Here is a 13,144-nt window from a genome sequence, read left to right as displayed (position 1 = left end):
AAGCGCGTTTTATTATCTTTTTATAAGTGCAGTTAATTCTGCTTGGTATACTTTTATGTTTTTATCATTAAATGTTGATAAAAGAACAGTGAGTAACCCTTGTTCATCATTTAATACTTTCTTGTTAATGACTTCGGCTCGTACACTTAATACATCTGTTGGATATACTGGCTTAATAAATTTAACAGCTTCCATCTTAGTCCCGGCAATCACATCATCACCATACTTACCCTCTTCCACCCATAATTTGAATGATAAAGCGAGCGTATGAATACCTGATGCTATAATACCTTGAAACATACCTTGACTAGCTTTTTCATGATCTAAATGCATGTATTGCGGATCAAACTCACTAGCAAATTTTTTAACATCATCTTCAGTTAAAGCATATGGTTTTGTTTCAAATATATCACCGATGGAAAATTCATCTAGTTTCATGATTCATTTCCTTGTTGTTTATAGTTTCTAATATGACCTTCGATACTATCTAAATATACTTTTGTATATGGATCTTGCGTTAATTCTTGCTCAAGGTCAAATTCTCCATTATCAAAGCGATTAAAGAAATGTTCGTATTCTTCTACAGTCAGTTCTTTTCGAGATTTAAGCATATCTAAATGTCTTTCTTTATCTAACATTTTCTCATAGCCCGGTACAAGTGAACCGCTGAATATTTCCCCTACTGCTCCTGATCCGTAACTAAATAAACAGATTTTTTGGTCATCTTTAAATTCGTGATTTTCAAGTAAAGATATTAAACTTAAGTATAATGAACCTGTATAAATATTCCCTACATCACGGTTATAGTTAACAGAATCTTGATATGCATCCATCAATCTATTTTTTGTTGAATCTTCTACGTTTTCGCTTAAAATAGTCTTAAAGGCTTTTTGTCCCATTTTAGTAAATGGCACATGGAAACAGAATGATTCAAAATCATTTAAACCATATTTAGTTCTTTTAGTGTATTCATTCCAAAGTGTATTGAAAGAATCAATATATGCGTCTTTAGATAAAGCTCCATCAACTACTGGATATTTTTCAGACGTTGGACGCCAGAAATCATATACATTTGTTGTATGTGCAACACTGTCGTCGTTTAACGTCAAAATTCTAGGGTTGTGGCTAATTAGCATTGCTACTGCACCAGCACCTTGTGTAGGTTCTCCACCAGAGTTTAAACCATAACGTGCAATGTCTGAAGCAATGACAAGAACTTTCTTGTCTGGACGATTAGATAAGAAATCTTTAGCTAATTGAATAGCTGCTGTAGCTGAATAACATGCTTCTTTCATTTCTATACAACGTGCAAATGGTTGTATATTAAGCATGCTGTGTATTTCTATAGATGCTGCTTTAGAATGATCAACACCAGATTCTGTAGCAACGACTACCATTTCGATATCTTTTTTGTCTTCTTCAGTTAACATATTTTGAGCTGCGTTGACACCCATAGAGATGATATCTTGGCTCACGGGATTTACAGCCATTTTTGTTTGGCCAATTCCAATCGTAAATTTTTCTGGTTCTATTTGACGTGCTTTTGCTAAATCAGTCATACTGACATAGAAGTTTGGGATATAAAAATCTAATTTATCAATACCTATTATCATAATAAATTCCTTTCGAGGTTTATTTTATAATAAAATCATATCAAATGAGGGTATTTAATTACAAATATTAATTAATAAATTTATAAAAGGAGATACAATTCATGAAAAAAGTTGTTATCGTAAGTGCTCAAAGAACACCTGTAGGAAAATTTAGAGGGAAATTAAGCCGTTATTCAGCGGTGGAACTTGGCACTTTTGCCTTAAAATCTGCTATAGATAAAATTCAAATAGATCCAGCTCAAATACAAAATATTATTTTCGGGAATGTTATTCAATCTGGCAGTGGTCAAAATCCTGCTCGACAAATCGGTATTAATTCAGGCGTCCCATACAAGACGCCAGCAATGACAGTAAATGAAGTATGTGGATCTGGCCTAAAATCTATTATTTTAGGTAAACAACTCATACAGTTAGGAGAAGCTGAGGTTGTAGCTGTTGGTGGTATCGAAAGCATGACAAATGCTCCAGAACTTATTTTAAAAAAGGACACTGCCCCTGTAAAAAGTTTTATGCATGATGGTTTAACAGATGTATTTAATCAAATACCAATGGGTTTAACTGCTGAACGTATTGCTGAAAAGTATGAAGTAAGTCGTGTAGACCAAGATGAATTTGCGTTAAATTCTCATTTGAAAGCTCATGAAGCAATTCAAGCAGGTAAATTTGATAAGGAAATTGTTCCACTCGAAGATACAAACGGCGAAATGATGAATGCTGACGAATTAGTTAGACCTGAAAGTAACATGGAAGATTTAGGTTCTTTAAAAACAATCTTTAAAGAAGACGGTACGATTACAGCTGGAAATGCATCAGCATTAAGCGATGGCGCATCTGCTTTAATCCTAATGGATGAAGACTATGCTAAAGAACACAATTATACAATTTTAGCTACGTTAGGAGAACATTCAGAAATAGGTTGTGACCCTTTATATATGGGATACGCACCTTTTTATGCAGTTGAAGCATTGCTCAATAAAGTTAACAAAACTATCGAAGATATAGATTTAGTAGAAATGACTGAGGCTTTCTCAGCTCAAAGTATACCAGTTAAGAAAAATTTAAATATTCCAGATGAGATTTTCAACATATATGGTGGCGCAATTGCTTTAGGACATCCGTTAGGCTCCACAGGGTCAAGATTGGTTACAACTTTATCTTATGCACTACATCAAGAGAATAAACAAACTGGTATCGCGACAGCTTGTATCGGTGGTGGCTTAGGTATTGCTTTAATGATAGAAAGAGGAGCAGATCAATAATGGAAAAATTAACAAAAGACTTTAGACATTTATCTCGATTAGAGAAAATTGAACAACTCAAAAAACATGGTTGGCTAAATGAAGAATCTGAACAAATCCTACACAATCATTCTGTAATAGATAAAGAACTATTAGATAATTTAATTGAAAATGTTATTGGACAAGGTACTCTGCCAATAGGTATATTGCCAGAAATAATAGTAAACGATAAAGCATATGTTGTTCCTATGATGGTTGAAGAACCTTCAGTCGTAGCAGCTGCAAGTTATGGTTCAAAACTTTTTAACAATACGGGCGGTCTAAAAATCATTAAGACTGGAACAACTAAATTAGGACAAATTGTATTTGATCAAGTAAACAATACAACAGAATTAAGCAAAAAAATATATGCATTAGAAGAACAAATTCATAAAGTAGCTGACAAAGCGTATCCGTCAATCAAGAAAAGAGGCGGCGGATATCAAAAAATAGAAATAGATGAATTCCCTAAAGAACACATGCTTTCCTTAAAAGTCCATGTGGATACATGCGATGCAATGGGGGCTAACATTATCAACACTATACTTGAAGGTATTGCGAGCTACTTAGAAACAGAACTCGATAACAATGAAATATTGATGAGCATCCTTTCCAATTACAACACAACATCTGTTGTACGTATCGAGGGTAAAATCAACATCAAAGATTTAGAGAAAAATGGTATGAGTGGAGAAGAAGTTGCATATCGTATGGAAAGAGCATCTGTATTAGCTCACATAGATCCATATAGAGCTGTCACACACAACAAAGGAGTTATGAATGGTATTAGCTCAGTCGTGTTAGTTACAGGCAATGATACAAGAAGCGTAGAAGCAAGCGCACATGCATATGCTAGTAAAGATGGACAATATCGAGGATTAACAACATGGAAATTTGATAAAGAAAACAAACAACTTATCGGCAGTATTGAACTACCACTAGCAATCGGAACAATAGGTGGTGGTATCGGGCTGTTACCAGCATCAAAAGTTGCATTAGACATACTAAACGTACAAACATCACAAGAACTAGGACACGTAATGGCAGCAGTTGGGTTAGCACAGAACTTCTCAGCATGTAGAGCGCTCGTTTCAGAAGGCATACAACAAGGACATATGAACCTACACTATAAATCACTCGCGATTAAAATAGGTGCCAAAGGAGACGAAATACACGCTGTAACAACAGCCTTAAAACAATCATCTAACCCAAATCTGACTACAGCTGAAGAAATATTAAAAGAAATTAGAAGTAAATAGTAAGAAAAAGAGCTAGGGATATAAATCCTTAGCTCTTTTTTGGATGGGATTAATCAAAAAAGTAAGAGTTGTTACTGTTGTTGGATTAAATATTATGTGAATACACGTAGAGGATCTCTTATTGGATTTTCTATCTTATTAATCCAAGTAGACACTCTCTTATTGGATTTTCTTCCTCATTAATCCAAGTAGACACCCTCTTATTGGATTTTCTTTCACATTAATCCAACTATGAAGTGCACCCTAAAAGTTGAACCAAAAATAAACTTTTAGGGGTGTTCATTTTATGAATAAAAAATATAGCTTAAAATTTAAATTAAAACTAGTTAAAAGATATAGAGAAGGCACTAATAGTGCTACTAGTATAGCTCGTGAATTTGGCATTGGGCGATCATTATTATTTTGCTGGAATTATCAATTTGAATATTTTGGAGAAGCAGGGTTATCTCCTAATAAAATTTCTAGGTATTATACTGACGAAGAAAAACTTCATATCTTACGATATAGAAAGAAATATCAATTATCTTATAGAGAAACAGCGATTCATTTTAAAATAATTAATTATTATTTAATAAGTCAGTGGCAGTCTAAATTTGATAAGTGTGGTATTCTTGGCATAAATAACATGCGTGAAAGTGAGAGACTGCCAATGAATAGAAAAAATGAAAATAAGAAGCTCAACGATAGTGAGAGAGCCGAATTAGAATATTTACGTGAACAAAATAAGCGATACGAAATACTTATGGCGTACGAAAAAAAGTTAAACACCTTAATTCAAGAGGATCAAAAAAACAAAAAGTGATAGCTATTAATGAATTAAGGTCACAAACAAATTATAAACTGAAAGATATATTAGATGTGGCTCAAATTGCCCGTAGCGTCTATCATTATTGGATAAAGAAGTTAGAGTCTAAAAATGGTGTTTATAATAAATTAGTTAATTTAATTAAAAAAATTGTACATGATAATAAGATGAGATATGGATATAGACGCGTTACGCTAACACTAAAAAAATTAGGTTTCATTATTAATCATAAAAAAGTACTTAGAATTATGAGAGAGAATAATTTATTATGTACAAAATTTACACGTCGCTCACGCTCTTTAAAAACATATAAAGGACAAATTGGAAAAGTAGCTAAGAATATGTTAAATCGTAGATTTAAAACCGATCGCCCATTACAAAAATTAGTGTCAGATGTTACACAATTCAATATAAAAGGCTCAAATGTAAAGCTCTATCTTTCAACTATTCTTGATATATATTCTGGTGAAGTTATTTCATTTTCGATAAGTAAATCGCCTCAATTGTCTTTCGCCATGGAATCGTTAATTACTTGCATTGATAAACTAAAAAATTTGAGCTATCGAACTACTATTCATACAGACCAAGGGTGGCATTATCAACATAATTCCTGGGTTTCTACTTTAAAGGAAAATAATATATTCCAAAGTATGTCCCGTAAGGGAAACTGTTTAGACAATGCGCCAATGGAAAATTTCTTTGGATTACTCAAACAAGAAATGTTTTACGGTATGAAATATGATAGTTACGATGTTTTAAAAAAAGATATAATTCAATATATTAAGTATTACAATCATGATCGTATCAAGACGAAATTAAATGGAATGTCACCTGTAGAATACAGGGAAAATTTCAAAGTAAATATATTATAAAAAAGTCCAACTTTTAGGGTTCACTACACTACATACCTTCTTATTGGATTTTCTAACTCGTTAATCCAAGTAAACATCTTCTTATTGGATTTTCTTCCTCATTAATCCAACTAACCATACCTTTATTGGATTTTCTATCTCATTAATCCAACTAAACACCCTCTTATTGGATTTTCTATCTCATTAATCCAACTAAACACCCTCTTATTGGATTTTCTATCTCATTAATCCAAATACATACCTTCTTATTGGATTTTCTAACTCGTTAATCCAAGTAGACACCTTCTTATTGGATTTTCTAACTCATTAATCCAAGTAGACACCTTCTTATTGGATTTTCTAACTCATTAATCCAACTAAACACCTTCTTATTGGATTTTCTATCTCATTAATCCAACTAAACACCCTCTTATTGGATTTTCTATTTCATTAATCCAAATAAACGCCCTCTTATTGGATTTTCTAACTCATTAATCCAAATACATACACCTTTATTGGATTTTCTATCTCATTAATCCAAGTAAACGCCTCTTATCGAATTTCTTCAATATGTGGTTCTAATAAATACCATAATTTATTACTTAATTCATCTATAGAACATGGTCTAGATTTTTCTATCCACCAAACAATTACGCCTACAATCGCCGATGCTAGGAATTGTATTGTTATTTCATTATTTTCTTGTTTAATATTCGACTTAAATTTATCTGTTAGTGTCTGTTTCAGTACGTTTAAATCTGATTTTTGTACCAATTTCATAAGTATTTCGTATTGTTTATCTATAACTTTAAATATTTCACGGAGGCTTTCCTGTGCATCATCTCTCTCGGACATGAAATTAGCACATTTTTCAATTCCCTCTGCCATTATAAAATCTATTGCGTGGTCAAGGATGTCATATTTATCGATAAAATTTAAATAAATAGTACCTCTATTAATATTAGATTCTTCTGCTATATCTTTCATAGATATTTTAGCAATATCCTTTTCTTGCATTAATTTTATAAAACTTTCAATAATAAGTTGTTGTGATTTTTCTTTCCTCTTATCCATAATAACTCCTTTTTTCTCAACAATTTTTAATATGTGTGCATTAAACATCATTATCTACTTTTTGTTTATTGAGTTTACTCTTTTACAATGATAACTTCAAGTTAATGAACAAATGTTTATTAACTGAGAGGAGAACAAAAATGAATATACTCATATATGGTGCTGGTGTTCAAGGACAATTTTTGGCACATGCACTAAACAAACGTGACAATAATATTACTATACTTGCAAGAGGTAAGACTTACGAAAACCTACAAGAAAGAGGTGTCAGATTAAAGCACTTTCTACAAAAGAAAAATTCAATCGACCATTTTAACTATATAAGTGAATTATCTGAGACTGACCAATATGACATTATATTTGTGACAATGAAATACTCGGACTTCTATTCCGTTGTACCTGTATTAGCAAAAAACATTACCCAAAACATTATTTTTGTCGGGAATAACACTAATCCACAGAAACTTCGTAAAACAGTTCTTGAACAATCAAATACAGACAAAAATATTTCTTTTGGCTTTTTAATGACTGGCGGTAATAGAGATAAAGCAAAGACAACTGTTCTTAGATTTAATGCCGGAGAGTTAAAAGTAAGTCATCTTGAAGGACAAATACCATTTCATAATATACTCGATGAGATATTTAAAGACTTATCTATAAAATTAACTTACGAAGCTAACTTTGAGGATTGGCTTATGTCACATGCAGCAATGATTATACCTCTGAATACCGGTATAATGTTGAAAAATCAATATAAAGGAAGACAAAAGCAACTTATTAAGAAAATCATAAATTCATACAACGAAATACACTTATTATTAGAACACAGTAACTATAAAATCATCCCAAGAGCACAAGCTACGCTATTTAAGAAATTTAAATTTATCGCATACCCTTTACTGAAAATAATTTTAAACATTAAAATTATGAATCAAGTCCAAGGTTCAATGAGTGAAGTAGATTCACTATATGAAGATGTTAAATTATTAAATAAGCATAGTGTATCAACAACTAGTCAATTAGATCAGATAGTTAAAGAAGTAAATATACTAACTTAACATTCTCGTTCATAGACATGATTTAAATAAACAAGTGAATTAAATATAAAAATTGTTGAGCGGTAATTTTTTATAATAAATTATATAAAATTGATGAACTTACCACTAAATAAAAATACTTTTGCATATGCAAAAGTATTTTTATTTTTTCGAATTTTTATTTTGGTTATATTTTATAGAAATAGCAGAATTTATCAAACTAAAATGGCATTAATTATTCAAAAGGACACAATATGTCTTTTTGAAATGTTAGTTTATTTTTATTAGTTAATTAAATAAATTTTAAATTAAATTTCTTATAACTAAAATTATATGAAAGGAAGAACTAATAATGTCATTATTTGATAATACGTGGAATAATATCGAAGAATTTTGGAATAAGACAAATATTAATAATATATCTGAGCAGTATATTAACTTAAAAAATGAAAATATTAATAACTTAAATAACAAATTTTCTTGGATTCATGACGAAGATAAACCTTTTATCAATACCGATAATTGCAAAGCGGCTGATTGGGGCATACCTAATCAAGTGTTAGGTAATCTTGAAAATGCAAAAATCATCATTGGACTATTTAACCCTAAGAGTCATATGTCGAATAGCCAAGCTAATAAATGTTTATCTGTAAATGAATATATCAAGAATGAGTTAGCTGAAAGTCAAAATGATTATAATTTAGAAGCTCACGAATTCTTTATAAATATTGAAGATTATAAAAACCACATCTTTTCTAAAGATAATGTTATATCTCAAGAACTTAAAAGTTTATATAAACTACATAACGAATCAGTGCCTATTCTAGATCAAAAGCAAACAGAAATAAAAAAAGTAGCTTATTATTATAGTTTATATTTTAGTAAATCTTTTAATAAGCCTTTTAGAGAAGTAAATACTTATTATAAAAATATGTTCGATAAAATAAATAAATTAAAAAGTTATTCAAGCTCTAACTATGACATTGAAAATGAATTTTATTTTCATTTAAGCACTATGAGAATATGTAATGTAGAACTTGTACCATACCGGAGTAAAAATAAAAATGACTTGAAAGTAAAAACTGATAAATTACCAAGTAGTATATTTATTGCGAAACAGATAATTAATTGTATTTTAAATGAAAAAGACATTAAGAATAAACCAAAAGTAATTCTTCGTTCTATTAAAGATTGGGTAAATGTTATGCAAAAAATATGCGAAAAGCTCGACATCAACTTTAATAAGGAGATTGCTCCATATTTGTATTCATTTAAGTCTCAAAATGCTGCTTTATCTCAAAATAATATATTACCTTATACCACTAAAAATCAAAATGTTTCAGAAGTTATTAACCTTATTTATCAAGAAATTTCATTAACTAATTTTTATCAGATAATATCTCAACGCTTAGAAGATATAAATTAAGTGATTATTTTTAATATCATTTTTGTTACAATTTATTATTTATGATATTTTTTTATTAAAAAGACACATTTTGTCCACTTTAATTTTTATATTATATATTAGGAGTTGTTTACGTTGGATAAAGCGACACGTGTACTAACACTACTTACTCGTTTATTAAATGATGATGTAGTAAATACTTTTGAGTTTAGTAGAATTGCTGGGGTATCAAGCAAATCGATTCAAAGAGATATCAATGATTTAAATAATTTCTTTTATGAAAGTGATTATTGGAATAATAAACATACAAAAGTTGTATATAGTCGTAACTTAGATGGTTATCAACTTTCTAATGGCTCTTATTCGAAAAATAGTTTAGCTTTATTAAGTTTATTAATTACAATTAAAAGTTTAACACCTATTCTACATAATAATGTATACAATTTATTCTTGGATGAAATTTCTAAAAATCGTTTAGAAGATAAATTTGTGTTAAAAAGCGTATTAAATCATTTTAATATACGTCCCGATATTTTACCTGGTGAACACCTTATGACTTTGCAAAAAAGTATCGCCAAAAAATTAATGGTACGTATTACTTTAGATAAAAAAATTGTAATAAAGCCTTTATCACTAATATATATGCATTATGACTATTGGTTTACATATGAATATCAAAATAATATTTATACTATTAAAGTTCGAGATATTCTTGATATCCGATTATTAGAATCAAAATTTGACGAAGCCAAAAATAATAAACCTTTCAAATTTGAAATAGACAAATCTATTTGGAAACAATTTGAACAACAATATTCTATTCAAAAAATTTTAAAAAATGAAGGCAATAAAATTATTACCGAGGTATCATGCACTGATTTAGATGCCTATTATATCGCTTACCAACTTGCACCTTTAGCACGTATGTTAGCACCAAAGTCTTATATCAATAGCTTTATTGATCGTTTAGAAACAATAAAAGGTCTATATAGTTAAAGGAGATGAAAATGTTGAATAAGGAACAAACATTGCATGATTTAGGATTTTTAATTAATGCACATCAAAAAGTTATAGCTGAACAAGATACTATACGTGCTTGTAGAAATACAATAGCCAATGAAAAAGAAGCAATCAATTATAAACATCGTCGCAAGCAAATGATCATATTAAATTGGGTATGTCTTCCACTATTATTTTTTACTTTTATAGGTTGGAAATTTTTCGTCATTCTTTTAATTTATATTATTTTATTTAAAAAATTTAAATTAAAACCTTTTGCCACAAAAAAATACAAAAATGAAATGAATGAACTAGAAAATACTGTTGTAATACCTAGTTTAAATCAAATCAAAAATTCTGAACAACTTATCCCAAGGATTAATAATCTTATTTTACAATCTTCTGAATATCAGCGTATTCCAAATTCATACTCTCACTTAAATGCACTTGTAAATTTATTTATATATTTAAGAGATGGTAGAGCTGATAACTTAAAAGAAGCAATTAATTTATATGAAACTGAACAACATAGAGCACGTATGGAACAGAATCAGCAAGTTATGATTAGTAATACAGAACAAGCTGCAATTGATGCATATGCCGCTAGACAAAACTCTGAAATAGCAGCTGCTCAAAGTGCTGATGCTGTGAATAATAGTAGAAAGGCCAGTGCATATGCGAGTGACAATAATGATTTATTAAATAATAGAAAACAACCAGAATATAGGAGGTATTAATAATGAACAAGTTATTCATTCTTTGTTTATCAAGCTTATTTTTATTAACTGCATGTGGTAGTAAAGTTGATGGTACTTATTCAAATAACGATATGAGCATTACTGCAGACAGTGAATCAGGTAATGCTTCATTACACCTTAATGCAATGGAATCTGAAGGGTTTTTAGGTATAGGTGAAAGTGATGGAACAATTGATGGTAACATTAATCCTGATGAAAAAGTTATGACCTTTAGCTTAGAAGGAGAACAGATGAAATTAAATTATAAAGTTAAAGGTGATAAATTAGTCATAGAAAATCCAACACAATACGGTAATGAAGACGACACGTTAGAATTAACAAAAGAGGAATAAAACTCAACATTGAATAAATAAGATACAAGAGTAACATGCGCAAACATGTTACCCTGACAAGCACGTTCGAAAGACGGTGCCTTTGTGTGATTTTGTAATAACCATCCGCCAAAGTTGGATGGTTATTTTTTTGTTGCATTTTGATAATTGCGACCACTAGACTAATCAGTGTTAGTATGAATATACTAATATTGATTAGTTTTTGTCTCAATAAATATTTAAGGGTGTATATCAATGCTTACTGATCTAATAATTGCTATCGTGTTAATTACTGTTTCAACAATTCTTTCTATATACATATCAATAACAAAGAACCTCAATATAATCTCAGGTATTGAATCAGAGAAAATACCGGCAAATAAAATTAATACTGTTATCAAAATTTTTAATACTTGTTTGTTAATTTCTACTATTCTAATAGCTATTAGTTTTTTATTTATTGAAAACAATGTGGTGTTAGGAATAATATTTTTGTTTACTGGTATGGTTGTCTTATATTTGTTTTATATTTACTACATGAAAATCATAAAGAATTAATTTTTTTATTTCTAATGATTACGAATACGATGTTAAGTATACTTATTAATATTCCAGCTAATATAACGAAGTTAGATCCTAATGACGCTATAAAAATACCACCTAAGAAAGTTCCTACTGTTGTTCCTAAGTTAACAGAAGATAGAAAGATCCCATTTGATAAGTCAGGTGCATCTGGAGCCGACGATGTAATGACATATTGTGTAACGTTAGCAGATATTCCTGCTAATGTTCCCCATATTATTGAAATAACAATCATTAAAGCAAAGTATTTTCCTAAACTAAACATAAGTATATAAGTTACGATTAGCCCAATTGGCAAGAAAAATATAGCTTTTTTGGGGATACTCGTTAATAGACGACCCGCTATAATGTTACCTACTATATTAGATGCTCCATACAGAAACAGCACTGCAGTTACTGAACTACTTGATGCTTGTGTAACAATATTTAAATAATCTGTTAAATAACTGTATACACCAAATACTGCCGCATTAAATAGAAATGATACTGTAATTGAAATCCATGTTAAAGGGCGTTTCAATACACTTAGTTGACCACCGTAACTTGTTGAAGTTTTCGCTGGCATTTTTGGAACAAAGAGCAAAGTCATAATAAGTACGATTATATTAACTACTCCAAAGAATAGTAAAGCTACTTGTAAATTAAATTGTGTAGCTAAGAAATTCACGATTGGAACACCAACAACCATCCCCGCTGATACTCCTATAAATACACGTGCCACTGCTTTAGGTGCATCTTTTTTATCTACTGAATCAGCAGCGACTGAAAAAGCTAACGATATATATACTGGATGAAATATAGCCGGAATTATTCGAGCAATCAATAATACTGTAAAGCTCGATGTAAATAATGTTACAAAGTTACTAATAATAAAAATGACAAGTACAAAAATCATAACTTTCTTTCTGTTTATTTTTGATAATAACAAAGGCATAACTGGACCTGATATTGCTATACCTATAGCAAAGCTAGAAACAAGCCATCCTGCAGTTGATACACTTACATCAAACGCATCTGCAATAATAGGTATGAGTCCAATAAAACCCATCTCTGTGTTCAAAATACCGAATACACCTATAGTGAGTATAGGAATAACCAATTTATTATGTTTCAATACATCACCACTCCTGAATTTCTTGATATATAAAGTGTAGTGTGTAAAATGAGTTATAA

At 30.0% G+C, this 13,144-nt stretch carries 14 protein-coding genes; 9 read left to right on the top strand and 5 right to left on the bottom strand.

The features are described 5' to 3' along the window. Positions 1-12 precede the first annotated feature (12 nt). Complete coding sequence (locus ACNMOQ_RS00940; protein WP_416350120.1) at positions 13-438, bottom strand: MaoC family dehydratase; 426 nt, start codon at positions 436-438, stop codon at positions 13-15. Then, on the bottom strand, positions 435-1,613 hold the full coding sequence (locus ACNMOQ_RS00935; RefSeq protein WP_070045018.1) for a hydroxymethylglutaryl-CoA synthase: 1,179 nt from the start codon (positions 1,611-1,613) through the stop codon (positions 435-437). The genes ACNMOQ_RS00940 and ACNMOQ_RS00935 overlap by 4 nt, the downstream gene beginning before the upstream one ends. A gap of 101 nt (positions 1,614-1,714) precedes the next feature. Here ACNMOQ_RS00935 and ACNMOQ_RS00930 point away from each other — a divergent pair, with 101 nt between their 5' ends. From ACNMOQ_RS00930 to ACNMOQ_RS00915, 4 genes are all read left to right on the top strand, one after another. Beyond that, positions 1,715-2,872 (top strand): thiolase family protein, encoded by a 1,158-nt coding sequence (locus ACNMOQ_RS00930; protein WP_218708558.1) that lies wholly within the window; start codon positions 1,715-1,717, stop codon positions 2,870-2,872. After that, positions 2,872-4,149 carry a hydroxymethylglutaryl-CoA reductase, degradative gene (locus ACNMOQ_RS00925; RefSeq protein WP_239752683.1) on the top strand — a complete coding sequence of 426 codons (1,278 nt, stop codon included), beginning with the start codon at positions 2,872-2,874 and terminating at the stop codon, positions 4,147-4,149. The genes ACNMOQ_RS00930 and ACNMOQ_RS00925 overlap by 1 nt, the downstream gene beginning before the upstream one ends. 286 nt (positions 4,150-4,435) lie before the next feature. Then, entirely contained in the window at positions 4,436-4,951 is a 516-nt protein-coding gene (locus tag ACNMOQ_RS00920; RefSeq protein WP_282861942.1) for a transposase, read from the top strand. Further along, positions 4,948-5,826 (top strand): IS3 family transposase, encoded by an 879-nt coding sequence (locus ACNMOQ_RS00915; RefSeq protein ID WP_082892532.1) that lies wholly within the window; start codon positions 4,948-4,950, stop codon positions 5,824-5,826. The genes ACNMOQ_RS00920 and ACNMOQ_RS00915 overlap by 4 nt, the downstream gene beginning before the upstream one ends. A 531-nt stretch (positions 5,827-6,357) precedes the next feature. On the opposite strand, the gene ACNMOQ_RS00910 is transcribed toward ACNMOQ_RS00915, so the two are convergent. Continuing rightward, a complete protein-coding gene (locus ACNMOQ_RS00910) occupies positions 6,358-6,879 on the bottom strand; it encodes a TetR/AcrR family transcriptional regulator (protein ID WP_416350119.1) in 522 nt (173 codons plus the stop codon). Between the two features lie 140 nt (positions 6,880-7,019). Between ACNMOQ_RS00910 and ACNMOQ_RS00905 the strand changes: the two genes are divergently transcribed. From ACNMOQ_RS00905 to ACNMOQ_RS00885, 5 genes are all read left to right on the top strand, one after another. Continuing rightward, positions 7,020-7,937: a ketopantoate reductase family protein gene (locus tag ACNMOQ_RS00905; RefSeq protein ID WP_416350118.1), complete on the top strand. Its 918-nt coding sequence runs from the start codon at positions 7,020-7,022 to the stop codon at positions 7,935-7,937. A gap of 331 nt (positions 7,938-8,268) precedes the next feature. Continuing rightward, positions 8,269-9,342: a hypothetical protein gene (locus ACNMOQ_RS00900; protein WP_017000013.1), complete on the top strand. Its 1,074-nt coding sequence runs from the start codon at positions 8,269-8,271 to the stop codon at positions 9,340-9,342. Between the two features lie 114 nt (positions 9,343-9,456). Then, positions 9,457-10,317, top strand: a complete 861-nt coding sequence (locus tag ACNMOQ_RS00895; protein WP_017000014.1) for a WYL domain-containing protein — start codon at positions 9,457-9,459, stop codon at positions 10,315-10,317. 14 nt (positions 10,318-10,331) lie between these two features. Beyond that, on the top strand, positions 10,332-11,057 hold the full coding sequence (locus ACNMOQ_RS00890; protein ID WP_147640677.1) for a hypothetical protein: 726 nt from the start codon (positions 10,332-10,334) through the stop codon (positions 11,055-11,057). A 2-nt stretch (positions 11,058-11,059) separates the two neighbouring features. After that, entirely contained in the window at positions 11,060-11,410 is a 351-nt protein-coding gene (locus ACNMOQ_RS00885) for a hypothetical protein (RefSeq protein ID WP_017000016.1), read from the top strand. 218 nt (positions 11,411-11,628) lie between these two features. Here ACNMOQ_RS00885 and ACNMOQ_RS00880 read toward each other — a convergent pair whose 3' ends face one another. Continuing rightward, positions 11,629-11,859, bottom strand: coding sequence for a hypothetical protein (locus ACNMOQ_RS00880; RefSeq protein WP_416350117.1), 231 nt, complete (start codon positions 11,857-11,859; stop codon positions 11,629-11,631). A gap of 74 nt (positions 11,860-11,933) precedes the next feature. Further along, the gene (locus ACNMOQ_RS00875; RefSeq protein WP_416350116.1) at positions 11,934-13,085 is read right to left on the bottom strand and encodes an MFS transporter; all 1,152 of its coding nucleotides are present in this window, start codon (positions 13,083-13,085) and stop codon (positions 11,934-11,936) included. Positions 13,086-13,144 lie beyond the last annotated feature (59 nt).

Source organism: Mammaliicoccus lentus (assembly GCF_947036595.1).
Lineage (GTDB): Bacteria > Bacillota > Bacilli > Staphylococcales > Staphylococcaceae > Mammaliicoccus > Mammaliicoccus lentus.
This window is presented reverse-complemented; position numbering and strand designations above follow the sequence as displayed.

What these genes read in the sequence shown, in the direction of transcription:
- ACNMOQ_RS00940 (WP_416350120.1), bottom strand. Translation starts at nt 438, where the DNA reads ATGAAACTAGATGAATTTTCCATCGGTGATATATTTGAAACAAAACCA.
- ACNMOQ_RS00935 (WP_070045018.1), bottom strand. Translation starts at nt 1,613, where the DNA reads ATGATAATAGGTATTGATAAATTAGATTTTTATATCCCAAACTTCTAT.
- ACNMOQ_RS00930 (WP_218708558.1), top strand. Translation starts at nt 1,715, where the DNA reads ATGAAAAAAGTTGTTATCGTAAGTGCTCAAAGAACACCTGTAGGAAAA.
- ACNMOQ_RS00925 (WP_239752683.1), top strand. Translation starts at nt 2,872, where the DNA reads ATGGAAAAATTAACAAAAGACTTTAGACATTTATCTCGATTAGAGAAA.
- ACNMOQ_RS00920 (WP_282861942.1), top strand. Translation starts at nt 4,436, where the DNA reads ATGAATAAAAAATATAGCTTAAAATTTAAATTAAAACTAGTTAAAAGA.
- ACNMOQ_RS00910 (WP_416350119.1), bottom strand. Translation starts at nt 6,879, where the DNA reads ATGGATAAGAGGAAAGAAAAATCACAACAACTTATTATTGAAAGTTTT.
- ACNMOQ_RS00905 (WP_416350118.1), top strand. Translation starts at nt 7,020, where the DNA reads ATGAATATACTCATATATGGTGCTGGTGTTCAAGGACAATTTTTGGCA.
- ACNMOQ_RS00900 (WP_017000013.1), top strand. Translation starts at nt 8,269, where the DNA reads ATGTCATTATTTGATAATACGTGGAATAATATCGAAGAATTTTGGAAT.
- ACNMOQ_RS00885 (WP_017000016.1), top strand. Translation starts at nt 11,060, where the DNA reads ATGAACAAGTTATTCATTCTTTGTTTATCAAGCTTATTTTTATTAACT.